The organism is Corynebacterium singulare (assembly GCF_000833575.1).
In the GTDB taxonomy this organism is placed as follows: Bacteria; Actinomycetota; Actinomycetes; order Mycobacteriales; family Mycobacteriaceae; genus Corynebacterium; species Corynebacterium singulare.
The window spans coordinates 1,917,156-1,941,849 of record NZ_CP010827.1 but is presented as its reverse complement, the minus strand read 5'-3'; the positions used below and the strand labels follow the sequence as shown (position 1 = coordinate 1,941,849).

At 60.1% G+C, this 24,694-nt stretch carries 23 protein-coding genes; 15 read left to right on the top strand and 8 right to left on the bottom strand.

Going from position 1 to position 24,694, the window contains the following annotated elements; all coding sequences use genetic code 11:
- Position 1 precedes the first annotated feature (1 nt).
- Both CSING_RS09040 and CSING_RS09035 read right to left on the bottom strand, forming a co-directional pair.
- Positions 2–901 (bottom strand): nicotinate-nucleotide--dimethylbenzimidazole phosphoribosyltransferase, encoded by a 900-nt coding sequence (locus CSING_RS09040; RefSeq protein ID WP_042531609.1) that lies wholly within the window; start codon positions 899–901, stop codon positions 2–4.
- A 12-nt stretch (positions 902–913) separates the two neighbouring features.
- A complete protein-coding gene (locus CSING_RS09035; RefSeq protein WP_042531608.1) occupies positions 914–1,606 on the bottom strand; it encodes a DUF3043 domain-containing protein in 693 nt (230 codons plus the stop codon).
- Between the two features lie 168 nt (positions 1,607–1,774).
- On the opposite strand from CSING_RS09035, the gene CSING_RS09030 reads away from it, so the two are divergent.
- Positions 1,775–2,119, top strand: a complete 345-nt coding sequence (locus CSING_RS09030) for a HesB/IscA family protein (RefSeq protein ID WP_042531607.1) — start codon at positions 1,775–1,777, stop codon at positions 2,117–2,119.
- Positions 2,120–2,179: 60 nt separating this feature from the next.
- On the opposite strand, the gene asnB is transcribed toward CSING_RS09030, so the two are convergent.
- Positions 2,180–4,102 carry an asparagine synthase (glutamine-hydrolyzing) gene (gene asnB / locus CSING_RS09025; protein WP_042531605.1) on the bottom strand — a complete coding sequence of 641 codons (1,923 nt, stop codon included), beginning with the start codon at positions 4,100–4,102 and terminating at the stop codon, positions 2,180–2,182.
- A gap of 354 nt (positions 4,103–4,456) precedes the next feature.
- On the opposite strand from asnB, the gene ctaC reads away from it, so the two are divergent.
- The 11 genes from ctaC (at position 4,457) to CSING_RS08970 (ending at position 16,751) form a co-directional block, all read left to right on the top strand.
- Positions 4,457–5,536 carry an aa3-type cytochrome oxidase subunit II gene (gene ctaC, locus CSING_RS09020; RefSeq protein WP_042531603.1) on the top strand — a complete coding sequence of 360 codons (1,080 nt, stop codon included), beginning with the start codon at positions 4,457–4,459 and terminating at the stop codon, positions 5,534–5,536.
- 19 nt (positions 5,537–5,555) lie between these two features.
- On the top strand, positions 5,556–5,987 hold the full coding sequence (gene ctaF / locus CSING_RS09015) for an aa3-type cytochrome oxidase subunit IV (RefSeq protein WP_042531601.1): 432 nt from the start codon (positions 5,556–5,558) through the stop codon (positions 5,985–5,987).
- A gap of 540 nt (positions 5,988–6,527) precedes the next feature.
- Positions 6,528–7,139 (top strand): aa3-type cytochrome oxidase subunit III, encoded by a 612-nt coding sequence (ctaE, locus tag CSING_RS09010; protein ID WP_428829328.1) that lies wholly within the window; start codon positions 6,528–6,530, stop codon positions 7,137–7,139.
- Between the two features lie 65 nt (positions 7,140–7,204).
- On the top strand, positions 7,205–8,092 hold the full coding sequence (gene qcrC / locus CSING_RS09005) for a cytochrome bc1 complex diheme cytochrome c subunit (protein ID WP_042531599.1): 888 nt from the start codon (positions 7,205–7,207) through the stop codon (positions 8,090–8,092).
- Positions 8,089–9,309, top strand: coding sequence for a cytochrome bc1 complex Rieske iron-sulfur subunit (qcrA, locus tag CSING_RS09000; protein WP_042531598.1), 1,221 nt, complete (start codon positions 8,089–8,091; stop codon positions 9,307–9,309). The genes qcrC and qcrA overlap by 4 nt, the downstream gene beginning before the upstream one ends.
- On the top strand, positions 9,309–10,931 hold the full coding sequence (qcrB, locus tag CSING_RS08995) for a cytochrome bc1 complex cytochrome b subunit (protein WP_042531595.1): 1,623 nt from the start codon (positions 9,309–9,311) through the stop codon (positions 10,929–10,931). The genes qcrA and qcrB overlap by 1 nt, the downstream gene beginning before the upstream one ends.
- Before the next feature lie 1,045 nt (positions 10,932–11,976).
- Positions 11,977–12,612: a C40 family peptidase gene (locus tag CSING_RS08990; protein ID WP_042533343.1), complete on the top strand. Its 636-nt coding sequence runs from the start codon at positions 11,977–11,979 to the stop codon at positions 12,610–12,612.
- 164 nt (positions 12,613–12,776) lie between these two features.
- Positions 12,777–13,823: a C40 family peptidase gene (locus CSING_RS08985; RefSeq protein WP_042531594.1), complete on the top strand. Its 1,047-nt coding sequence runs from the start codon at positions 12,777–12,779 to the stop codon at positions 13,821–13,823.
- Between the two features lie 3 nt (positions 13,824–13,826).
- Positions 13,827–14,960, top strand: coding sequence for a glycosyltransferase family 4 protein (locus CSING_RS08980; RefSeq protein WP_042531592.1), 1,134 nt, complete (start codon positions 13,827–13,829; stop codon positions 14,958–14,960).
- Between the two features lie 23 nt (positions 14,961–14,983).
- Positions 14,984–15,940: an ROK family protein gene (locus CSING_RS08975; protein ID WP_042531590.1), complete on the top strand. Its 957-nt coding sequence runs from the start codon at positions 14,984–14,986 to the stop codon at positions 15,938–15,940.
- 64 nt (positions 15,941–16,004) lie between these two features.
- Positions 16,005–16,751, top strand: coding sequence for a lysophospholipid acyltransferase family protein (locus tag CSING_RS08970; protein ID WP_042531588.1), 747 nt, complete (start codon positions 16,005–16,007; stop codon positions 16,749–16,751).
- Positions 16,752–16,785: 34 nt separating this feature from the next.
- Here the strand turns inward: CSING_RS08970 and CSING_RS08965 are convergent, their stop codons facing one another.
- Positions 16,786–17,565, bottom strand: coding sequence for a glycosyltransferase 87 family protein (locus CSING_RS08965; protein WP_236683950.1), 780 nt, complete (start codon positions 17,563–17,565; stop codon positions 16,786–16,788).
- 59 nt (positions 17,566–17,624) lie between these two features.
- Between CSING_RS08965 and CSING_RS08960 the strand changes: the two genes are divergently transcribed.
- Both CSING_RS08960 and CSING_RS08955 read left to right on the top strand, forming a co-directional pair.
- Positions 17,625–18,134 (top strand): polyadenylate-specific 3'-exoribonuclease AS, encoded by a 510-nt coding sequence (locus CSING_RS08960; protein ID WP_042531587.1) that lies wholly within the window; start codon positions 17,625–17,627, stop codon positions 18,132–18,134.
- Between the two features lie 60 nt (positions 18,135–18,194).
- Entirely contained in the window at positions 18,195–19,583 is a 1,389-nt protein-coding gene (locus CSING_RS08955) for a class II 3-deoxy-7-phosphoheptulonate synthase (protein ID WP_042531585.1), read from the top strand.
- Between the two features lie 25 nt (positions 19,584–19,608).
- Here the strand turns inward: CSING_RS08955 and CSING_RS08950 are convergent, their stop codons facing one another.
- Positions 19,609–20,859 (bottom strand): protein kinase domain-containing protein, encoded by a 1,251-nt coding sequence (locus CSING_RS08950; RefSeq protein WP_042531583.1) that lies wholly within the window; start codon positions 20,857–20,859, stop codon positions 19,609–19,611.
- Positions 20,860–20,915: 56 nt separating this feature from the next.
- Between CSING_RS08950 and CSING_RS08945 the strand changes: the two genes are divergently transcribed.
- On the top strand, positions 20,916–21,308 hold the full coding sequence (locus CSING_RS08945; RefSeq protein WP_371440932.1) for an Rv2175c family DNA-binding protein: 393 nt from the start codon (positions 20,916–20,918) through the stop codon (positions 21,306–21,308).
- Here the strand turns inward: CSING_RS08945 and CSING_RS08940 are convergent.
- The 3 genes from CSING_RS08940 to CSING_RS08930 are packed head-to-tail and all read right to left on the bottom strand — an operon-like array spanning position 21,277 to position 24,510.
- A complete protein-coding gene (locus CSING_RS08940) occupies positions 21,277–22,800 on the bottom strand; it encodes an alpha-(1->6)-mannopyranosyltransferase A (RefSeq protein WP_042531579.1) in 1,524 nt (507 codons plus the stop codon). The genes CSING_RS08945 and CSING_RS08940 overlap by 32 nt on opposite strands.
- 1 nt (position 22,801) lies before the next feature.
- A complete protein-coding gene (locus CSING_RS08935) occupies positions 22,802–23,893 on the bottom strand; it encodes a polyprenyl synthetase family protein (RefSeq protein ID WP_042531577.1) in 1,092 nt (363 codons plus the stop codon).
- 32 nt (positions 23,894–23,925) lie between these two features.
- The gene (locus CSING_RS08930; protein ID WP_042531575.1) at positions 23,926–24,510 is read right to left on the bottom strand and encodes a GNAT family N-acetyltransferase; all 585 of its coding nucleotides are present in this window, start codon (positions 24,508–24,510) and stop codon (positions 23,926–23,928) included.
- Positions 24,511–24,694: the final 184 nt, after the last annotated feature.

Genomic DNA, 24,694 nt, shown 5'->3' with positions numbered 1-24,694 from the left:
TCTAGGCGAGCTCGGCGGCCAGCTGCACGAGCGGCAGGGCTGCGAGCGCGCCGAGGGGATAGCCGGCGCCTAGATCCAGGTCAAGGAGTGGGCTGAGGCCCAGCTCCTTGTAAGCAAGGGCTTCTGCCGGTTCGGGGGAGCTGCTTCCTGCGCGGAGCCAGCACTTAACGCCGGGAGCGCTGCGTTCAGCGAGAACCGCGGCGGTGGCGGCTAGGGGGCCGGCGATGAGCATAGGCGTACGCCGCACCGCTGCCTGCGCGATGAAGCCCACCAACCCGGCGAGGCTTGGGGAGCCGATGGTCTGCACGACCTCCCAGCCCTCTAGGTTGCGGGCACGGAACATGGCATCGCGGACGATGGTCACGCGGGTCTTCCACATGCCATCCGCCATGCCTCCGGCTGTGCGGGTTCCAAGGATGGCCACCGGCTCCGTATAGGTAATGCGGCCCATGACGGCGGCGGCGACCGTCTCGCCACCGATACCGAAATCAGAAGCAATCAGCAGATCTGCACCGGAGTCCACCTCGCGGTCGGCTGCCTCTTTACCTAGCTCCACGTGGTGCTCAAGCTGCTCGGCGGACATGGCAGGGGAGACGTCGATAGGCGCTGCTTCGGCGCATTCAAGGAAATCCACACCCGCCCCCGCGCGCTGGGCTGCGGTGGCGATGTTCTCTCGCCAGCGTTCCTCGTCGGCGCCAGTGTGGGGGCCAATTCCTACGCCGTCAATGGTGCGCTCTGCAATGCCGTGCGCGCCAGCAAAGATGATGGCGCGTGGCCGGCTAAGCGGCTGGGCCCTCTCCGAATCCTGCGCGGCTGCAAGCCACGCGGCAATGTCAGCGAGGCGCCCCGGCTCCTCCGCGGAGTGGTTGCGCAGCTGCGGAACGGCGGTGAAATCAGGCATGTGTCCTCCGGTTTACACGGCGGCGCCGCGCTCCACCTGCGGGCGCGGGGTACGCCACTTGCGTGGCTGGGTGGCGCGGGAATAAGCATAAAATCCCAAACCAAATCCCGCCTCGGTGGTGCCCGGGAATTTCAGGCGCACCGCGTTGTTGCACTTGCGAGCCAGCCAGAATCCCTCAATGGCGAAGACTGCGATGACAACCATCGCGGCAATGGAGGTGATGTTGGCCAGATTGGGGTTGCTGCCGATGACGAACATGAGCACGAACAGTACGAGGGCAAAAGGCAGCACCCATTCGTTGAGGAAGCGGCGCGAATCAATCCAATCGCGCACATAACGGCGGACTTCACCTTTGTCGCGGGCGAGCAGGTAGCGCTCATCACCAGCGGCCATGCGCTCTTGGGCCTCGTTTCGGCGGGCGCGGGACTCTTGGCGCTCCTTGCGCTTGTAGTCCTTCCATTCCTCCTTGGACATGGACGCCTTAAGCTCCTTGCGGTGCTGGTGGCGCTGGGCATCCGACATGCCCTGGGGATCGCGCTTAACGCCGCGGGCGATTTCCTGCGCATCGCGCTTAGGCGTGGGGCGGCCCTTTGGCGGCGTGTAGCCCTTGCGGTGCGTTTTCTCGGCGGCGGTCTTCTCTTCCGGCGCCGGGGACTGCTCGGCGGGGGAAGGGGTCTTATCGTCTTGTTGCCACGGAAGTTTCACGCTGTTTAGCGTACAAGGTTGTGAGGGCGTACTGGGAATAGGCCCGCTCTCGGCGGCGTTAGCCATAAATGACACGACACCAGTGCACTGGAGGACATCCTTTATTCCTCTCTGCAGAGAGGGTAGGGTGGGCTCCAGAAAATTCCGTACATATTAAGAGGAGAAACCATGACCGCTCCCGCGTCTGCAACCGGAGTTATCCTGACCGACGCCGCTGCCGCCAAGGCAAAGTCCCTGCTCGAGCAGGAAGGCCGCGACGACCTGTCCCTGCGCATCGCTGTCCAGCCGGGCGGTTGCGCTGGCCTGCGTTACCAGCTGTACTTTGACGACCGCACCCTCGATGGTGACAAGGTCGACACCATTGGTGGCGTGAACCTCGTCGTTGACAAGATGTCCATCCCGTACCTCACCGGTGCCAAGATCGACTTCGCCGACACCATTGAGGCACAGGGCTTCACCATTGACAACCCGAATGCCGGTGGCTCCTGCGCCTGCGGTGATTCCTTCAACTAAAGCCGTGTAGGCACAGATAAAGCCCTCGCCATGGTGGCGAGGGCTTTAGTGCGTTCTGGGCTAGAGTTTCACGGGGTAATCGCGCTGCTCGATCTGCGGATCGATGCGGTTCTCCACAAAGATGCCGTGCCAGATCATGAAGGAGAGTACGGTCCACAGGCGGCGGGAGTGATCGGAGATGCCGTCGCGGTGCTCCTTGAGCATCTCGAGGACTTCCTTCTTATTGAAGATGTCCTCGGTCTGCGACTCGGTGATCTGGTCCTGTGCCCAACCGTAGAGTTCGTCGCCGGCCAGCCAGTGGCGCATCGGCACCGGGAAACCGAGCTTCTTGCGGTGCAGCACATGCGGCGGGACGATCTGTTCCATGGCCTTACGCAGCGCGTACTTGGTGGTGCCGTGGGAAATCTTCAGCTCGTGCGGAATGGTTTCCGCCACCTTGAAAACCTCCTTGTCCAGGAATGGCACGCGCAGCTCAAGGGAGTTGGCCATATTCATCTTGTCGGCCTTGACTAGGATGTCGCCGCGCATCCAGGTGAACAGGTCGAGGTGTTGCATGCGGGCAACCGGGTCAAAGTCCACGGACTGTGCGTAAATGGGTGCTGTGACCTCGCGGTGGTCCCACTCCGGCTTGGCCCAGGGGAGTACGCGCTGGAGCTGCTCAAAGTTAAAGGAACGAGCGTTTCCGTAGTAGCGCTCTTCCATGGTCATGGAACCGCGGTTGAGAAGGGACTTGCCCTTCATGCCCTCGGGAAGCACCTGCGAGAGCTTGCCCAAACCCTGACGGAGAGGGGAGGGGATCTTCTCAAATGGGGCGAGGGAGAGTGGTTCCTTATAAATGGTGTAGCCACCAAAGAGCTCGTCGGCGCCCTCACCAGAAAGGACAACCTTGACGTGCTTGCGAGCCTCCTGTGCCACAAAGTAGAGCGGCACCAGAGAAGGATCGGCCACGGGATTGTCCAGGTACCACATGATCTTCGGTACGGCATCGGCGTACTCCTCGGGGGAGACAATCTTGACGATGTGCTCCACACCAATCGCCGCTGCGGACTCGGCGGCGACGTCCACTTCGGAGTAACCTTCGCGCTCGAATCCGGTGGTGAAGGTGAGCAGGTCCGGGTTGTGGCGCTTGGCCAGGGCGGCGATGGCGGTGGAGTCAATACCGCCGGAGAGGAAGGAACCTACGGTCACATCGGCACGCATGTGCTTTTCGACGCTATCCTCCAGCGCCCGCGCAATCCTATCGAAGAGCTGTTGCTCCTCGCCCTGCTTCACGGGATGGATGGGGAAGCGGGGCTTGAAGTAGCGCTCGGCCACAACCTCGTCGCCGGGGTGGAGGGTGACCGTGCAGCCGGACTCGACGCGGCGGATATTAGCGTGGAGTGACTCCGGCTCCGGCACGTACTGGAGATCGACGTAGTGCTCGATGGCGCGCTTATCAAGGCTGAGATCTAGACCCATGGAATCGGCCATGCTGAGAATACACTTCATCTCAGAGGCGAAAACGGTGCCTTTATCGGTCGTGGCGTAGTAGAGCGGCTTGATGCCGAACTGGTCACGGCCCGCGAACATGGTGCGGGTTTCGGTATCCCAAATGACAAAGCCGAACATGCCCCGCAGGTGCTCCACAACGTCCTTGCCCCAATGGTGATAGCCCACGACGATGGGCTCGCCATCTCCTTCAGTATTAAAGGAATAACCGGCGGCACTGAGCTCTTCACGAAGCTCCACGTAGTTGTAGATTTCGCCGTTAAAAGTCAGAGCATAGCGTTCCGGGTTGTCCTCCGGCCCCCAGCGCAGCGGCTGGTCGGAATGTTCCAAGTCGATGATGGACAGACGGTTGAAGCCGAAAGCGGCATCCTCATCGTGCCACGTGCCGGCGGCGTCAGGGCCGCGGTGGCGCATGCATTGGAGGGACTGTTCAAGGGCCTCAAGGTGCTCGGCTGCGTTGCGGTGGGCGCTGAGCAGTGTGCAGAGTCCGCACATAAACGTGTTTCTCCTTATATATGAAGGTTCATCTGCGACACACTTTACGGCTGCGGTGAGGGGATCTGCGAACCCCGCGCCGCGCTCCCCGTTAGGGTGCGAACTTTCGGATGATGGGAGCCCACCAGGGTTGTGAATTGGATCATAAGCGGCAGGGGGAGGGTGGGGGCGCTGGAGTGATCTTATGCAGGTGGGCCGGTAACATCCCTTGCGTTCATTATTTATGGAGCTTCTTTCATGCCTGATTGGGCCACGTAAAAGGTCTGAAAGTCGAGCGTGATGCTCTATCCTGATTGGGTAGGAATGCTCTATGAGTATTCGAGAAGTTTGTGTGCACAGAAAGGCAGAACACACGTGGGACAGCGTAAAGAACGCAATCTCGCCCGCAAGGCTGGTCTAGCGGGCGTTGTCGCCCTCGGCGGCTTCGCTCTGGCGGGTTGTGACGTCGCGGCACCGACGGCCATGGAGAACCTTCTTGGTTTCGGCTGGCCAAAGGGCATTACCCCTGAGGCTGAATCGATGTACAACTTCTGGATCTGGGTCTGGGTTGCTGCATGGATCGTCGGTTTCATTATGTGGGGTCTCTTCCTCACCGCTATCTTCCGCTGGAATGCGAAGAAGGCGGAGAAGGCTGGCAAAGGCGAGTTCCCGAAGCAGCTGCAGTACAACGTGCCGCTCGAGCTGGCGTTGACGATTATGCCGATTCTTATCATCATGACCCTCTTCTTCTTCACTGTGCAGGCGCAGCAGAAGGTCACCGCTCTGGATAAGAACCCTGAGGTCACCGTTGACGTCACCGCGTACCAGTGGAACTGGAAGTTCGGTTACGCCGAGAACAAGGTGGATGGCGAGAACTACGACGGCGCCGACACTGAGCGTCAGAAGCTTGCTGAAGAGTCCGCGATCGACCCGGAGGGCACCCCGAACCCGAACCCGATTCACGGTAAGTCCACCGGTGACATCTCCTACCTCAACTTCAACAAGATTGAGACCGTAGGTTCCACCGAGGAGATTCCGGTTCTGGTTCTCCCGGTTGATACCCCGATTGAGTTCCGCCTCGCATCGGGTGACGTTTCCCACGGCTTCTGGGTTCCGGAGTTCCTGTTCAAGCGTGACGTCTACGCTCACCCGGAAAAGAACGCCCAGGAGCGTCGCTTCCAGGTGGAGAAGATTGAAGAGAAGGGCGCCTTCGTTGGTCGCTGTGCCGAGATGTGCGGTACCTACCACGCCATGATGAACTTCGAGATTCGCGTCGTTGACCGCGCTGACTTCAACGAGTACCTCCAGTTCCGCGAGCAGAACCCGGAGGCTACCAACGCTGAGGCTCTCAAGCACATCGGCGAGGAGCCTTACGCTGTGACCACGTCTCCGTTCAACTCCCTGCGCGATACCCGCGATGCCGACAACTTCGTCGACACCGCCGAAGCAGCATAAGAAAAGGAACTGATACACAATGCGTGCAACATCTAAGGTCTTTTACTCCATCGCGGTCTACCTCTTTGTGTCGCTCATCGTCTACATCGTTGGCGTTAACTACGTCAAGGATGATGGCTACCTCTACGGCCCGGAGTGGGTCGGCATTGTGGGCATGCTCCTTGCGGTGCTCCTGTGCATCATGCTGGGTGGCTACCTGCACTTCACTGATAACCGCGTCGACCTGACTCCGGAAGATTGGGAAGAGGCAGAGACTGAAGACAAGGCTGGTATCCTCGGCTTCTTCTCTCCGAGCTCCATCTGGCCGCTGGCAATGACCGGTTCCATTGCCGTTCTTGGCCTTGGCGTCATCTTCCTTTACTACTGGCTGATTGCCTTGGGTGCAGTTCTCCTTGTTACCTCCGTAACCGGCCTGTCCCTGCAGTACGGTCTGCCGAAGGAAAAGCACTAAAGCGCCTTATCTGCCGCGCGTACTAGTGCCACGACTTCTCGAGCCCTCGACCCTCTTTTTGGGTCGGGGGCTTTGTCGATCTCAGCGGGTCGGAATCTGTGCTGCAAAGTTCCCGGGTTGTCGGAAAATTTTTAAGGCGGGGGAGTCGGGGAAGCATGGCAGGCGCTTATCTACGCCTTTCCTTTGCCAGTTCCAGCACGTTAAACGCTATTTTTTCGGGGGTCATCCGAAAGTTGCAAACCTGCGCTAATGTCCCCGATTCTACTTGTGATTTATCTCATTGAAAGAACTGCGCGAAGAGCTTGCGTATGTCTGTCGCGATCATGCGGTGCTACGTCAGCATTTTGGCCTTGGGGGAGTGGGAATCGTGCTACCTGCATTAATGGGGCGTCGGAAAGCGCCGCAAAAAGTTCCCACGAACTTTTAGAAGACTTTTGTGTGGCTGGGACCTGACGGACGTGTGAAGGTCTATGTCGCGGCCTCAAAAAATCGGGGGGAATTGAGATGACTTATGAGTCCCGACCGGCCATACTGTTATGCGTGACGAGCGTAGTTTCTAACCAAGGTATGGCAGCACCACGTGTTGCCGCGCTGAACCGACCCAACATGGTCAGCGTGGGCACCATCGTGTTCCTGTCTCAGGAATTGATGTTCTTTGCTGGACTGTTCGCGATGTGGTTTACCTCGCGTGCGAACGGCCAGGAGGGTGACTGGGCTGAGCACACCGCGCACATCAACGTGCCGATGGGCTTTGTCATCACGACTGTTCTGGTTCTCTCCTCCGTGACCTCCCAGTTCGGCGTGTTTGCAGCAGAAAGGGGTGACGTATACAAGCTCCGACTCTGGTACTCGGTGACCCTCGCGTTGGGTGTTGTCTTCTTGGGCATCATGGCATTCGAGTGGACAGAGTTGATCATGGCAGGTGTGACAGTGCAGTCCTCCGTGTTTGGTTCGGTCTTCTACATTCTGACCGGCTTCCACGCGGCGCACGTGACCGCAGGTCTGATTTCCTTCGGAATTATCTTGGCGCGTATTGCTCGCTCCAAGTTCACGCCGGCACAGGCAACCGCAGCGATGGCAGTGTCTTACTACTGGCACTTCGTTGACGTTGTGTGGATTGGCGTGTTCGTAGTCATCTACCTAGTTCAGTAGGCCGTAGGTGCCGGAGCATCCGGCCTACAGCCATCCATTTCCATGTACGAGTTATCTAAAGGAAAATGATGGATAACATCCAGCAACCCGCCGCAGTGGAGGAGACCACTGTCGCGGCTAAGAAGACCCGCCGTCGCCGCAAGGCGAAGCGCACCCTTGCAGGCGTCTTCGCACTGAGCATCGGTCTCACCGGCGCTGGTGTCTTGGCTTCCGCCCTGACCCCGGACGCTCAGGTCGCTACCGCTGCTAAGGATGACCAAGCTCTCGTTCAAGAGGGCAAGGACATCTACGAACTTGCTTGTATTACCTGCCACGGCGCGAACCTCCAGGGTATTAAGGACCGCGGTCCCTCCCTCGTCGGTATCGGTGCCGGTTCCGTGTACTTCCAGGTGCACTCCGGCCGCATGCCGATGATGTCCAACGACGCACAGGCTGAGCGCAAGACCCCACGCTACACCGAGCAGCAGACTATGGCTCTTGCCGCTTACGTTGCTGCCAACGGCGGCGGCGCGGACATCGTCTACAACGAGGACGGTTCCGTTGCGCAGGAGTCCCTGCGTGGTGCGAACTACAACGGCCAGATTCAGGCCGAGGACGTTGCCAAGGGCTCCGAGCTCTTCCGCATGAACTGTGCCTCCTGCCACAACTTCACCGGCCAGGGTGGCGCGCTGTCCTCCGGTAAGTTTGCTCCGCCGCTGGCACCTGCCAACGAGCAGGAGATCTACCAGGCAATGCTGACCGGTCCGCAGAACATGCCGAAGTTCTCCGACCGTCAGCTGACCGCAGATGAGAAGAAGGACATCATCGCCTACCTCAAGTCTGCGAAGGAAACCCCGTCCCCGGCCGGTTGGGACCTTGGCGGTCTCGGCCCGGTGGCTGAGGGCCTGGCAATGTGGATCATCGGCATCAGCCTTCTGTGCGTTGCCGCTATGTGGATTGGATCTCGCTCATGAGCAACGTAAAGAAGAATTACTCTCGCAAAGAGCTCGATGCCATGAGCAACGACGAGCTCGCCGCGCTCGGTACCGAGCTTGATGACGTCACCGTTGCGTTCCGCAAGGAACGCTTCCCGGTGGACGGCGACCCGGCTGAAAAGCGAGCCGCCGCCAACATCACGTTCTGGCTGCTTATCTCCGTATTGATGGGCATCGCCTTCCTCGGCGTGTACCTGTTCTGGCCGTGGCAGTACAAGATGCTGGGTGAGGATGGCCTGTGGTGGCACACTCTCTACACCCCGCTTCTCGGTCTGACCTCTGGCCTGTGCATCCTCGGTCTCGGCTTTGCCATCGTCCAGTACGTCAAGAAGATCCTGCCGGAAGAAATTTCCGTGCAGCGTCGCCACGACGGTCCTTCCGACGAGGTTGACCGTCGCACCCTGACCGCACTGCTCAATGACTCGTGGAACACCTCCACCCTTGGTCGTCGTACCACCATCAAGGGTCTGCTGGGCGGCGCCGGCGTTCTCTTCGGCCTGACTGTTATCGCCCCGCTCGCTGGCGCTATCAACAACCCGTGGAAGAAGCGCCACGAGCTGAACTACGCTGGTGACGGCACCCTGTGGACCTCCGGCTGGACCATGCACGAGAAGGGCGTGAAGCTCTATCTTGCTCGTGATACCGGTACCATTGCTGAGAAGCACGCTGGTGAATCCGGCGAGCACTACACCACCCGCGGCCTTGCCCGCCTGGTTCGTGTCCGTCCGGAGGATCTTGCAGCGGGCGGCATGGAGACCGTCTTCCCGCTCGCCGCCGAGGACGTCAACGACGGCGCTGAGTGGTCTGAGGAAAAGGACGTCTACGAGAATCACATGCACTCCATTCACGGAAACCGCAATGCTGTGATGCTCATCCGCCTACGCAACGATGACGCTAAGAAGGCCATCGAGCGCAAGGGTCAGGAGGACTTCCACTACGGCGACTACTACGCCTACTCCAAGATCTGTACCCACATCGGTTGCCCGACCTCTCTGTACGAGGCACAGACCAACCGCATTCTTTGCCCGTGCCACCAGTCGCAGTTCGATGCTCTGCACTACGGCAAGCCGGTCTTCGGCCCGGCTGCCCGTGCACTGCCGCAGCTGCCGATCGAGGTGGACGACGAAGGCTACATGGTTGCCAAGGGCAACTTCGTCGAGCCCGTCGGACCTGCATTCTGGGAGCGTAAGTCATAATGAGTAACAAACTTGCCAAGATGGGCAACAACATGGACGAGCGCTACTCTGCCGCCGGCGTCCTGCGTACCCAGCTCAACAAAGTCTTTCCGACTCACTGGTCCTTCATGCTTGGTGAGATGGCGCTGTACAGCTTCATCATCCTGCTGCTGACCGGTATTTACCTTGCACTGTTCTTTGACCCTTCCATCACGAAGGTCATCTACGACGGTGCCTACACCCCGCTCAACGGCGTCGAGATGTCTCGCGCCTACGCAACGGCGCTGGACCTCTCCTTCGAGGTTCGCGGCGGTCTCTTCGTCCGCCAGATGCACCACTGGGCAGCACTCATGTTCATGATGTCCATGATTGCCCACATGCTCCGCATCTTCTTCACCGGCGCCTTCCGCCGCCCGCGTGAGGCTAACTGGATCATCGGTTGCGCACTCATCCTCCTGGGTATGATCGAGGGCTTCCTTGGTTACTCCCTCCCGGATGACCTGCTCTCCGGTGTTGGTCTGCGCATCATGTCCGCCATCATCCTGGGTCTGCCGATCATTGGTACCTGGTTGCACTGGGCTATTTTCGGTGGCGACTTCCCGTCCGACCTGATGCTGGACCGCTTCTACATCCTGCACGTGCTGGTTATCCCGGGCATCATCCTGGGCCTCATCGCAGCCCACCTCATCATGGTGTGGTTCCAGAAGCACACCCAGTTCCCTGGACCCGGCCGCGCAGAGAACAACGTTGTCGGCGTCCGCATTATGCCGGTCTTCGCCACCAAGGCGATTGGTATGGGCTTGATGGTTGCTGGCGTGCTGGCACTCATCTCTGGTCTGCTGACCATTAACGCCATCTGGAGCCTTGGACCCTACAATCCGTCCCAGGTCTCCGCTGGTTCCCAGCCGGATATCTACATGCTGTGGACTGATGGTGTTGCTCGTGTCATGCCGGCATGGGAGCTCTACATCGGCAACTACACCATCCCGTCCGCATTCTGGGTCGCCCTGCTCTGTGGTGTCATGGTTATCCTGCTCTTCGCCTACCCCTTCATTGAGAAGAAGCTGACTGGCGACGACGCACACCACAACCTTCTCCAGCGCCCGCGTGACGTACCGGTTCGCTCCGCTATCGGTGCAATGGCCATCACCTTCTTCCTGTTGGTGACCCTGTCCGGTGGTAATGACCACGTGGCTAACTTCTTCCAGATTTCGCTGAACGCGATGACCTGGGTCGGCCGTATCGGCCTTATCGTCCTGCCGCCGATTGCCTACTTCATGACCTACCGCATCTGTGTTGGTCTGCAGCGCTCCGACCGCGAGGTTCTGGAGCACGGTATCGAGACCGGTGTCATCAAGCAGCTTCCGAATGGTGCCTTCATCGAGGTTCACCAGCCGCTCGGCCCGGTCGATGACCATGGTCACCCGATTCCGCTCGAGTACGCCGGTGCCCAGGTTCCGAAGCAGCTTAACCAGCTTGGTCTGGCTGACTCCGAAACCCAGGGTGTATTCTCCCCGGATGACTCGGCCCTGATGTCCCGTGTCCACGAGATCCACGAGGAGAACCACGCTGAGGAGGCGGAGATGTTCCGTCAGCTCAACGAGGCTAACCGTCGTGACGACGAAGAGAACGGCCGCATCTAGCGCCACTCTCTGAAACACGCTCACCGAGCCCGTTTCTCACCTTCGATGACGAGGTGGGGGACGGGCTTTTGCGTTCGCTTGGGGGTCCTCGGGGGCTGCTTTACGACGCCCCCTCCATCAACCTGGGTTCAGTTCTATATGGCTGGCCACGTTAGTCGCCTGCATGAGTGGCCTTGGTTTAAGCGATTGCAGGTGGCGCGTGCGGTGCTGGATGATCGGTAGCGTTTCGAGATGCCCGAAAGAAGAAACGGTAGTTGACCCTTAGGCGTGGGACAGCGTGCTTCCCTTGAGTTGGCAGCGGATTCGACGGCGGGAAACATTGTTCATGAGGGGGTTGAAGCCATGGCGAAAGAGCATGAGGTGTCGGTTAACCTTTTGTTCACCTGCGGATTGTGTTGGTGAACTGGCTCTTGTTGGCCGTATTTGAGTCTCAGATCTCGAAGCTGAGTGACGTGGGCGACAGGAAAACTGCTGGAAAACGGCGGTTTATGGCTGTGGTGAAGGTGTGTATGTAGGGTCGGTTGGGGTTAAAGTTACGCCGAATTACACAAGGGTGACGAAGGTCACAATACGATTTTTTAGCTTCCGGAAGGCCTGTGAAAAATGAAATTGGTCCAGTCGTAGATGATTGTGCGGGCTGGATGTTTCAGCTGGTCGTGGGCGATTTGGGTGATCTCGTGGGCGTGAATGGCGTTCGATGTTGTGTGGGGGTCTCGTTTGGGTTGACGTTTGATAACAGGACGGTAACGAAGCCTGGATTGCGTTTCTAACTCGACATCGCTTGTGATGATTTCGTAACCTATTCGAGACATTGAGTAACCGACACGGTGTATCAATCACCGGTGCTCAATACGAACTGAAGAATTAAGCGCCGCGTCTGGCCCCTCCTAACGTCGGGGGCCGAGCGGAGATGGCTCTACAGGAATGGGTCATCGTCGAACGCTAGGCCCGCCCATGGGTTAGAGCTTTCGCTATGCCTTGGAAGGTGACAAACCTTCGAAAAGTAGCGAGGGTAGGCGCACAGGAAGATTTGGAGTTTAAATTCGTGGCTAAGCACCGTCGTCAGGGCAACCTGAACACCCGTCGCATTGCAACCACCGCTGCAGTCGCAGCTGCTGCAGCCGTCACCGCACCGGCTGCCGCCAACGCCGCTGAGGTCGTCGTTCCTAACACTGACATCCGCTTTGATGTCGCTGGTTTGGAGAATGTCCCGAACCTTAAGCAGGTCCCTAACGTTGAAAAGTATGTCCCGTCCCTGAAGTCCAACCAGGGTTCTGGCTACGCTGCCTCCGTTGAGGCTCCGGCAGCTGAGGTCCCAGCCCCGGCACCGGTCCAATCTGTAGGTGAGAAGGTGCTTGAGGCTGCTCGTTCTGCCGTTGGCTCCCCGTACGTCTACGGCGCTAATGGTCCGAGCGCTTTTGATTGCTCTGGCCTCACCTCTTGGGCGTACCGCCAGGCGGGCGTGAACATCCCGCGCACCTCCCAGGCGCAGGCTTCTGCCGGCACTCCGGTTTCTCTGGACGCCCTGCAGCCGGGTGACATCATCGTCTACTACTCTGGCGCCTCCCACGTCGGTATCTACACCGGCCACGGGACCATCATTGACGCTTTGAATACCGGCACTCCGGTGGGCGAGCGTTCCCTGAACTACATGCCGATTCACTCCGCAGTCCGCTTCTAAAAGCAGCTCAGCGAATCATTTCACCCCTTCCGCCACTCTTGTCACGTCAATGATGAGAGCGGGGAAGGGGTTCGGCTATTGTTGACTGGTAGTCTTTTATTTTCCGGTGTCTGAGGTTATACTTCAGTCAAATATCAGCATTCTCTTAGTGTCCTGGGGTGTCCATGTTGCGTCGCCGTATTGCTTGTGTCGTTACCGCATGTGCGGTGGCGGCTGTTCCGCTGAGCATTGTTTCGCCTTCCGTGGTGGCTCAAGAGGTTCAGCAGGAGGAGACGCCAGAGGATCGTGCAAGCCTTATCGATCGGATGGCAGATGTCGCTCAACGCGTGTCCGCCAAGGGCGAGGAGGTTAAGGGCCTCGAGGATGAGCTTGCGGAATCGGAAAAACGAATCGGCGAGCTTGACGCAACGTCGGCCGATGCCCAGCGTAAGGCTGCGGATGCAGCAGCTGCTGTTGCCGCACAGCAGAAGCGCATCGACGCGTTGGCGCAGTCGCGCTACAGAAGGGACGCGGCGTCGCCAATCGCGGCGGCGCTCGACGCTGAGGACGTCGCCAGTGCCGTGGAACGCATGGGCTATCTTGGGGCGCTGTCAAAGGCAGCCAAGCGTGAAGAGGAAGCGATGCTTGCTGCGGCGGCTGCAGCGGACGAGGCACACAACGAGGCTGTCGTCGCAGCTGATGATGCCCGTCGGCACCGCGATGAGCTGCACACTCAGCGTGAAACGCTGTTGAAGGAACAGGCTGAGCTCGAGGAGCAGCAGAAGGAGCTGGAGGAGAAGATTGATGCGCTGAGTCCAGAGGAACGCGAAGCGTGGATTAACCACTTTGGCGGTTCGTCGGACATTGACGTCGCAGCACTTGCTGATGGCTCTGGTTCGGCAGCGGTTCAAGCTGCCATGACCCGTTTGGGTGCACCATACGAATGGGGCTCGACTGGTCCTACTACCTTCGATTGTTCTGGACTGATGGTGTGGAGCTACCAGCAGATGGGCAAGAGCATCCCGCGTACCTCGCAGGCACAGATTGCCGGTGGTACGCCAGTCCCGCTCGACCAGCTGCAACCTGGTGACATCGTTGGTTACTATGCAGGCATTACCCATGTCGGAATGTACATCGGTGAGGGGCAAGTAGTCCATGCGTCGACCTATGGTGTTCCCGTCGCCGTGGTTCCCCTGCATTCGATGCCAGTGCAGGGCGCTGTTCGGTACTAGCGCATGCCACGTACGCTCTTGGTAACCAATGACTTCCCGCCAACGATTGGTGGGATTCAGTCCTACCTGCGAGATTTTCTGAGCACTATCGACCCGCATGATGTCGTGGTGTTTGCCTCAACCCAGGACGAACACGCTGCCGCCGAGTATGACCGTGGCGTGGGGTATGAAGTTGTTCGCTGGCCACGCAAGGTCATGTTGCCCACCCCGGCAACAGCGCGAAAGATGCAGCGGTTAATCCATGAGAACAACATCGAGACCGTCTGGTTTGGCGCGGCCGCTCCACTGGCACTGATGGCGCCCGCCGCGCGAAAGGCGGGCGCGCAGCGCATTGTGGCAACCACCCATGGGCATGAGGTGGGGTGGTCGATGCTTCCCGGCGCACGGCAAGCGTTGCGGCGAATTGGGGATTCCTCCGACGTGGTCACGTACATTTCGGAGTACACGCGGGGGCGGCTGATGGGAGCCTTCGGGCCGCGCCCCCGCTGGGTGCATTTGCCGTCGGCGGTGAATCTCGAGGATTTTGCGCCGGCGGCAGAAGAGGAGAAGGCGAGAGCTCGGGAGCACTTTGGATTGGGATCTGGTCCAGTCATCGTGTGTATCTCACGGCTGGTTCCGCGCAAGGGTCAAGATCAGCTAGTACGGGCCATGCCGCAGGTTCGCACTGCTTTTCCAGACGCGCAGCTGCTCATCATCGGACGCGGTAGCTACGAAGCGACGCTGCGCGAGCTGGCGCAGGAGTATTGCCCGGATGTTGTGCTCCGGGAGGCACGTGACACCGAGGAGTTGAGGATGGCGTTGCATGCCGGCGATATTTTTGCCATGCCAGCGCGTACGCGCGGGGGAGGGCTCGATGTCGAAGGCCTCGGTATTGTCTACCTCGAGGCGCAGGCGGCAGGGCTGCCGGTCATCGCAGGGGATTCAGGTGGCGCGCCGGAGACCGTAACGCCTGAGACGGGCGTGGTGGTCCGGGGTTCCTCACTGCCTGAGCTGGTGGAGGCGTTGGAGCAGTTGCTTGGTGACGTCCCCTTGAGGCACCGCATGGGCGCCGCTGGGCGCCGCCACGTGGAACAGCACTGGACGTGGGAAATCATGGGAGCGCGCCTGCGGGATGTTCTTGAATGTGACCACACCTAAGGCTGAGGTATATCCTACTAGTCATGCTTGAACACTCTTCCTCCGCCGACGGCGACCCTACGAGCCTCACCATTGGCTTCGACATCGGCGGCACCAATTTGCGCGCAGCAGTGATTGATGAGGCGGGGGAAATCCTAGATTCTATGAGCGTGCCCACGGCGATGGACGCAGCTCAGCTCGACGATGACATCGTGCGCTGCGTGGATGAATTGTCGGACCGCCATGACATCGATGCAGTGGGGTTGGCTCTCGCCGGTTTCTTGGATCCCGAGTGTGAAGTTGTGCGTTTTGCCCCTCATCTTCCCTGGCGTGATGCGCCGGTGCGTGAGACCTTGAGCAAGCGCTTGGATGTTCCGGTTCGCCTCGAGCACGACGCCAACTCAGCGGCTTGGGGCGAGTGGCGTTACGGCGCTGGCCGGGGTGCGCAAGAATGGGTCTTCTTTGCCGTCGGTACTGGCATAGGTGCAACGCTGTTCACGGAGGGACGGATTTATCGCGGAGCTTTCGGCACCGCTCCTGAGTTCGGGCACCTCGTTGTGAACCCAGGCGGACGCGTGTGCTCCTGCGGTAAGCGCGGCTGTTTGGAGCGCTATGCCTCCGGTACCGCGCTGCCGGATACAGTCGCGGATCTGCGTGGGCAGTATGAGACCACTTTGTCGGAGAATCCGTCCGGGGAGGAGATCGCCGCAGCTGCTCGTCAGGGAGATCCTTTGGCTGTTGCAGTGATGAAGGACTTTGGCCACTGGCTGGGGCAGGGGCTGTCCATGGTGGCGGATGTGCTGGATCCAGAGCTCATTGTTATCGGTGGAGGAGTATCCCAAGACGCGGATCTGTACCTTGATACAGCACGGGAGTGTATGGCTCGTCAGATTGTTGGCGCCGGTCACCGGCCGTTAGCGCGCGTCGCGACTGCCGAGTTGGGTTCGGCTGCGGGTATGATCGGAGTCGCTGATCTAGCCCGTCAGGAGCGCCGAGGTTAACACCGCACACTTCCCGTCGCGGATTCTTCCGCGTGGCCTGCACAACCAGATAGGACTATAAGCGATGCGAAACAAGTGGTACTGGGCATTTAAATATATCTTCTTCGGCCCTGCTTTGCGGGTATGGAACCGGCCGTGGTCCGAGGGGATGGATCGCATCCCGGAGACCGGTCCGGCTATCCTCGCGTCTTCGCACCAGGCCGTGATGGACTCGTTTTACTTCCCGCTGTTGTGCCCGCGGCAGATCACGTTCTTGGCCAAGAGCGAGTATTTCACTACGCCGGGTCTTGTAGGTCGTCTTCAGAACTGGTTCTTTAGCTCCGTGGGCCAGGTACCGATCGATCGCGTGGACAAGAACGCGGGCGATGCCATGCTGGCTAGCGCCGAGCGCATCATGGGTCGCGGTGATCTGTTTGGCATCTACCCAGAGGGCACGCGCTCGCCGGATGGCCGCATTTACAAGGGGCGCACCGGCATGGCGCGCATCGCGCTGACTACCGGTGAAAAAGTGCTGCCTATCGCGATGATTAATACGCGCAAGGCTAACCCCATCGGTTCGTGGATTCCGCGCCCCGTACGCGTCGGTATGCGTGTGGGCGAACCCATCGATCCGAAGGCGTGGGCGGCCGAGCGTGGTATGGATCCTGATGAGTATGAGACCGCACGTGCCTTTACCGATTATGTAATGAGGCAGTTGTCGGAGCTGACGGGACAGCCCTATGTGGACGTCTATGCCTCCGACGTTAAGGCTTCCCTGCAAGCTGGACACGGCTACCCGGAAGGGGCCGAGCCCAGCTCGGAGGCCCGATAGTCTGTGAGCTCTTGTTTTGCTCCCAGCGCCGTGCCTAGCGGCTCTCAGGCGCTGTGGGCTTTGGACAAGGCGCCGTGCTGGGGTGGTCGGTGAAGCCGCGGGCATGGGGATGCCGCCAAGCAGTGCCCATTGAGCCGCTGGAGAACCAGACGCTTGCTATGACGAGCACTACGGTGACAAAAACATAGTCATTACCGGGAATCTGCTGCCACCACGACCACCCCAGCTCGCGGTGGTCTGCGTAGGGGACGAGCCAGTGTCCGCGGGCGAGGAGGACGAACCACGTGAGGGCGGCGAAAGCCCAGCGTCGGCGCAGCACAAGGTAGACCGCGGCCAGGCTGAGCCACGTGTAGTGGTGGGACCATGAGACAGGGGAACACAGTAGGGCTGCGGAGGATGCCAGGAGCATGAGAGCGACCTCGTTACCGGTGTGTTCCTCAATCCACCTCATAATCCACCACAGTGCCGCCATAGTGATGATGCATCCGAGGAACCACAGCGACGAGGCATGTTCGGGAGCGATACGGCTAACCATGCCGCGAAGAGACTGGTTGCCGGAGTACGCCATGTTCCCGATGCGCGAGGGATCCCATAGAGCCCGAGTCCAGTAGGTGAGAGAGCTGCCAGGGGCTGCGAGGAACCCGAGGGCGCCGCAGGAAAGGAACCCGCCTTCACGGTATACATCGAGGTCAATGGCGTATCGCGGTGTGCTACCGTCCCCGGCTCCGTCGGGCGAGAGACACATCAGCCACGCCATCGCTGCCAGGCCAACGAGGCAGAGGGGAAGAAGTGAGGAGCGGAGAGATTGTGTCACTGCCCTGAGTATAGGCCCCAGTGACGGTGGATTAAGGGGAGGGACTAGGATACGACAACGTGCGCTACTTCTACGACACCGAGTTCATCGAGGACGGATCGACCATTGAACTGGTCTCCATCGGCATCGTGGGCGAAGACGGTAGCGAGTACTACGCAGTGTCCACCGACTTTGACCCGGCCAAAGCCAATGCTTGGGTGCGCGAGAACGTCCTGGACAAACTGCCGAGTCCGGGGAATCCGGTCTGGAAATCCCGTGACACTATCCGCGAGGAGCTCCTTGAGTTCATAGGGCGCCAGTCCACCCCCATTGAGCTGTGGGCCTGGGTAGGTGCTTATGACCATGTCGTTCTGGCTCAGCTGTGGGGTGACATGGCGGGTCTTCCCAAGGGGCTGCCGCGCTACACGCGCGAGCTGAAGCAGTATTGGGAGTTTGCGGGGCGTCCGAAACTGCCGCCGGTGCCGAATGGAAACCACGATGCGCTTGTCGACGCCCGCCATAACCTCGCCAAGTTCCGCACCTGTGAGCAGCACCTGCCCTTGACTCGCGGTAACCGCGTGAATTTATAAGGTGGGGAGATTGGGGGATTAACTAACGCGCTATAGGTGCAAGGTGGTTTAATACTGGGTGTGAGTTGGACAGTAGATATCCCCAAAGACGCCCTTCCCGATCTCCCGCCGCTGCCGGAGGGAATCAACGAGAAGTTCCAGGACGCCATCGCCCGCGAAGCCAAACAGCAGCCCAGCTGGGACCAGCTGCAGGCGGATAATGTGCGCAAGATTCTGGAATCCGTCCCGCCCATCGTCGTGGCCCCTGAGATTGAAGAGCTCAAGCGCAAGCTTGCCGATGTAGCCTTGGGCAACGCTTTCCTTCTCCAAGGCGGCGACTGCGCAGAGACCTTCGAGTCCAACACCGAGCCGCACATCCGTGGCAACATCAAGACCTTGCTGCAGATGGCGGTAGTTCTCACCTATGGTGCCTCGACTCCGGTGGTGAAGCTGGGCCGTATTGCCGGCCAGTACGCTAAGCCGCGGTCTTCGGATCTGGATGCCAACGGCCTGTACAACTACCGCGGTGACATCGTCAATGGTGTGGAGGCCAACGAGGAGTCTCGCCGCCATGACCCCGCCCGCATGATTCGTGCCTATGCGAACTCCTCGGCGGCCATGAACCTGGTACGGGCCCTGACGCATTCCGGCACCGCCGATCTCTACCGCCTACACGAGTGGAACCGTGAGTTCGTGGCAAACTCCCCGGCCGGTGCGCGCTACCAGGCGCTTGCGGATGAGATTGAGAACGGCCTGGCCTTCATGAATGCATGTGGTGTCTCCGATGAGACCCTGCGCTCGGCAGAGATTTATTGCTCGCACGAGGCACTGCTCAAGGACTATGAGCGCTCCATGCTGCGCTTGGGCACCGATACTAACGGCGATACCAAGCTGTATGATCTCTCCGCGCACCAGCTCTGGATTGGTGAGCGCACCCGTGGCATTGAGGATTTCCACGTGGCGTTCGCCTCCATCATCGGTAACCCGGTAGGCATCAAGCTTGGGCCAGGTGTCACACCGGCGCAGGCTGTTGAGTACGCAGAGAAACTCGATCCCAACCGCGAACCGGGTCGCCTCACCATGATTGCCCGCATGGGCCACGACAAGGTGCGCTCTGTCCTTCCTCCGATTGTGAAGGCAGTGGAGGACTCCGGCCACAAGGTGGTCTGGCAGTCGGACCCGATGCACGGCAACACCTTCACCGCCTCCAACGGCTACAAGACCCGTCACTTCGACAAGATCGTCGACGAGGTGCAGGGCTTCTTCGAGGTCCACCGCGAGCTGGGCACCCACCCGGGTGGCGTGCACCTGGAATTCACCGGTGAGGATGTCACCGAATGCCTCGGTGGTGCTGAGGACATCACGGACGTGGATCTGCCGGGCCGCTACGAGTCCGCCGTGGACCCGCGACTGAACACCCAGCAGTCGCTGGAACTGTCCTTCCTCATTGCGGAGATGCTGCGCAACTAGAAAGCTGCGGCACTTTCGCCGCAGGTTAGTATGGCCTCCAGAGGATCGGCCACGTGCCGTATTCTCCGGAGCCAAACCACCACGCTGCGACGGCAACAGCGAGCGTGGCGAGGCCGACCAGGATGAGGAAGCCGATGAGCGCGACCGCGCTGCGGTTGCTGAGCGGGCGTTCCTCGGGTTCCTCGATAGCACCCGGAGGCGCGTAGGGTTCATCCACGGGAGCCGGGGGAGCAGTGTGCGGAGCAGCTGGTGGGGGAGCCAAGGGAGGCTCGACTCTCGTCTCATAAGAGGGGCCGTCATAGACGGGTGTTTCTACGCGAGGGGTTTCAATCGCCGAGGTTGCGTCAAAGACTCGAGTATTGCCCGCGCCTCCAAAGTCGGTGGGAACGGCGGCCGTGCGTGCCGCGGCCGAGTTGTGAGGGATGGGGACAGTGAAGGCCGGTAGCTGGAGCTCGCGGGAGACGTCATCGAGCGCGTCGAGGAACTCACCGGCGTCGGCGAAACGCTCGGCGGGATGGCGTGCGGTGGCGGTGGCCACGAGGGCGTCGAAAAGCATGGGCACGCCCTCAATACGTGAGGACGGAGCCGGAACATCCGCATGGACGCGAGCGGTGGCATGCGCCAGTGGGGTTTCACCGGAGAAAGGGACAGTGCCGGTGAGCAGCTCGAAGAGGACGATTCCGGCTGAGTAGACATCAGAGGCGGGGGTGATGTCTGCACCTGTTACCTGCTCGGGGGAGAGGTAGCTGACGGTGCCGACAATGTGGCCGGAGCTGTCGTGCTCGGCGCGTGCTGAGCGCACGAGACCGAAATCACCAACCTTGACGCGGTGGGTGCTGGTGATGAGGACGTTGTCCGGCTTGATATCGCGGTGGACAAGTCCGGCATCGTGGACCTCACTGAGCCCCGCCAGCACTGAGTGCATGACCCCGGCGGCGGCATGCGGCGGCATGGGACCGCGCTCAGCTAGGAGTTCGCGCAGCGTGCCGCCGGTAATGAGCTCCATGATGAGATAGATGGGCAGCCCGTCTGCGGAAAAGTCGTGGACCCCGACGAGGTTGGGGTGACTGAGCTGCGCCATGGCGCGGGCCTCACGCTCGAAACGGGTAACGAAGACGGGGTCATCGTGGTAGCGCTCATCCATCACCTTAGCGGCTACGGCGCGGCCCAAACGCATGTCCACGCAGCGGTAGACAGTGGACATGCCTCCGCGGGCGATCGGCTGATCGATGCGGTAGCGTCCTTCAAGAATATCGCCCACGTTCAGCCTCGTCATGGATTCCAGTATGGCCGATCCCCGCGCCAAAGTGTGATCCCGCTACAGTTGTGTCTGTGACTAATTCTGCTAACTCTCACGAAAATTCCCATCCCGAGCTGCCGCAACTTCTGGCGGGTGAGGAGCTTCTAACGCTCAAGGAGGTAGCTGAGAAGCTAGACCTGCCGATTACCCGCGTCTTTGATTTGCTTAATGCCCGCAAGTTCATCGCCTGGCGTGATCCGGAGGGTAACCGACGTGTCCCAGCCGCCTTCTTCAACACCAAGGGCGCGATTTCCAAGTACGTCTCTGGCGTGATTACGGTGCTGTCGGACAACGGGTGGAGTGATAACGAAATCCTCGCTCACCTGTTTACTGAGGATGATTCCTTGCCAGGCCGTCCCATTGATGGCCTGCACGGTCACCTCGCGCGCGAAGTTATTCGGCGCGCGCAGGCGTCGGCTTTTTAGTAGATGCGGTAGCCGACGCAGGCACACCCGCGAAAATCCACTGCGTGGCTGTCCAAGCCACCACGATCATGCCGATGACCCAGAACCAGTTATAGAGCTGGTGGTTTCCATCGCCGGCGAAGGCGACGCCGATGAACAGTGCTGCGCCAGTCGTGAGTTTGATGATGGACAGCGGTGGGCGGAACGTGCCCATGAGCGTCAGCACCGACGCGTAGTACCAGGGCAGTGTTACCGAGTTGAAGACAAAGGCCACCTGGTAGGCGGCGGCTGTGCCAGCGATGGCGCGGCGCACGCCGGTGCGTCCCCACCACCACACCAGGACAAGTCCCAGAAGCATGAGCACCATGCCGGCGGAGCGCAGCACGCCCAGTACGTCGTTGTATGTGGTGTCGGGGGAGAAGAACTGGATGAGGGGCACGAGGACGTCGGCAAGCAGCGTTGGACCCGCTAGCGGGTTGATCACCTTCGAGTTGCCGCTGATTTGTGACAGCCATCCCCACGAGCTTCCCGACGCCCACGTGATCACCGCCACCGCCACCGCAACCTCCGCCACGGCGAGAACCCCCGCCATGAGGAAGATACCGACACGCTTGACCATGCGGGTACCGTCCGGAGCCCAGCGGTGCACCATGAGCCAAACGATAAACGGCGCGGCGATGACTGCCGTGGCCTTGAGCGAGACCGCAACGCCCACGAGGAGAAGGCTGGCATGGAACCGGTGGTGCACTGCTGCCAAGAGACCCACAGATACGAGCCCGACCATGACAGATTCATTGTGCATACCGCCAATGAGGTGCAAAATCATGACGGGGTTGGCCACGCCTAGCCACAGCGCTAGCGCTGGATCGCCGCCGATAGAGCGGGCAAGGCGCGGAATCGACCAGGCGATAGCCGCGAAACCAAGGACGGAAATCGCCTTGTAGACAATGATGCCCGCCTCAACGTGATCGCCCACGAGGTGCGTGACGGCGTTGCCCATCCACAGGTGAAGCGGACCATACGGCGTGGTGGTGTTGCGCCAGTCATGAGAGACCTCAAGCAGGAAAGGTCCGGGGTTAACCGCTGCGCCTTCTGTATAAGGATCGAAACCATCGCGCACCATCGCTCCCTGCATGAGATAGGAATACACATCTCGTGAGGCCAAGGGAGCTGCGGCGAGAAGAGGCGCTATCCAGCACAAAAGCATGCGCTGGATCTCGCGCAGACCCCCTTCCGGTGTGGGCTCCTTCAGTTGCGGCGCGATGACGTGACGTCCCGCCAACACCCAGGCGGCGACGAGCCCGAAGAGGCCTATCCAATAGAGCACTATGCCTATGTTGCGGCCGTGACCGTAGGACAGAAAACCGATGTTGAGGGCTTCGAGAACGCCTCCCCGGTTGCGTGAAGCACCACCGGAGAAGGAAGCCAGAGCCAGGATGGTAGCGGCGACGATGCCCAGAGTCAGAGGCTGGGGGACGCGCAGTGTCAGGCGCGTGGACGAGCGGGCGGCCATGCTACATCCGACGAGCCGTGGACTTGCGAGCGAGCTCTTCCAAGGTCGTAGTGACCTCAGGAGAGACGGGGGCATCGTGGAGATGCGCCAGGCCCGAGCGGGTGAGGTCACTAATGCGCTGCTCGACGACGTCCGGTGCCCCCGAGGCCTCAATAATTTCCGCCATGCGCGCAATCTCTTGGGGATCCTCAGTCTGCCCAATAAGGCGACGTAGCTCGGCGGCCGCAGCGGGGTCGGATTCATCCGCGCGCTGCAGTGCAAGGGAGAGCAGGACGGTGCGCTTGCCCTCACGAAGATCGTCTCCGGCCGGCTTTCCTGTCACGGCGGGGTCACCGAAGACCCCCAACAGGTCATCACGCAGCTGGAAGGCAATGCCGATGTCACGGCCATAGCCGCGGAAAGCAGCAATGAGCTGGTCGGAAGCTCCCGCGACGGCAGCACCAAGGTGGAGGGGACGCTCAATGGTGTAGGCGGCCGTCTTGAATCGGTTCACCGAATCCGCCAGGGAGGCGTCCTCAGAGCCTTCTGCTTCGAGGGAAATATCCAGCATCTGGCCGCCAATGACTTCTCGGCGCATTCCCCGCCAGGGGTCGCGCACACGGGCAAGCGCCTTCGGACTCAAGCCAGAGTCTTGGAGCATGTCTTCCGCCCACACCAGCGCCATGTCACCGATGAGGATGGCCAGGGATTGGCCGAAGAAATCCGAGTCACCGCCCAAGCCCAAGTCGCGGTGCCGCTTGGCGACGCCCCGGTGAACCGTCGGATTACCGCGCCGGGTATCAGATGCGTCCACGATGTCATCGTGAATAAGTGCGCAGGCCTGGATGAATTCCAACGATGAGGCTGCACGCAGCATAGCGTCGGGAGATTCTGGCCCCTCGAGGCCACGTGCGCCGACAAACCCTGCCCAGGCGTAGAGCGGGCGGATGCGCTTTCCGCCGTCGAGGACAAAGGATTCCAGGTAGGAGATGGCGTTGGTTACTGGCTGGCCAATAGCGGCGATGGCACTACGTTGGCCGGCGAGAAACTGCGCGAGCTCGTCGCGTACAGCGCCGGGAATGTCGTCCAAGGAAGGAATCTTCGGTTCAGTCACACTTGCCACGATACCTGGCAGGGGCACGGGGGTTAAGCGCCAGGCTGGGTGGCCTCGACGGGGTTAAGTGGCACGGAGGATTGAAGGATGGCGAAGGGGCGGGAATCAGCGGGGTAGTAGAGCTGACGGAGAAAGTCAGTAAAACCCATCCTCCGGTAGAGGCGGAAAGCCGAGTTAGATTCGGTCGAATGTTCTGGGGTGGATAGAAGGATGTAGCGAGCTGGAAGGTTCCACGCGAAGGCATCGAGGATGCTGTGCCCGAGCCCGTGGCCTTGTTCCCCTGGGCGGACATGGATCTCAGCGAGCTCGTAGTAGTTGTGCAGCACGTCTTCTTGTTCCGGGGTAGGGCCACCCCTGGTCATGAGAGCTCGGCGAAGCTGCCGGTCCCACCATGTATCAGGAGAACCTAGGAAGCCGTAGGCAAAGCCAGAGATTCCATGTTCGGTCGTTGCTACCACGCAGGAGAATCCTGGGCGGATGGCATCGGACCGCCAGCGGGCGATGGACTGGTCACGCAAGCCCGGCGAATAATTCATTGCCTCGATGTAGATGTCCACCAGTTGCGGGAGGGCAATGGCGAACTCTTGGGGGCTCAAGCGGCGCAGCGTATAACTCACGGTTCTAATAACAGCAGATCCTCATCGAACACGAAAGTAAAGCGGAAAACGAGTGACGTTGTTTATACTTTATGTGTTCGAAAAGTCATTACTGTCATGTGCTTAAACCATTGCTATGATCGAACATGTGAGCTAAACTTGGTGATGGATGTACAGAGGTGGTTCTACAGTGAACCGCAACAGA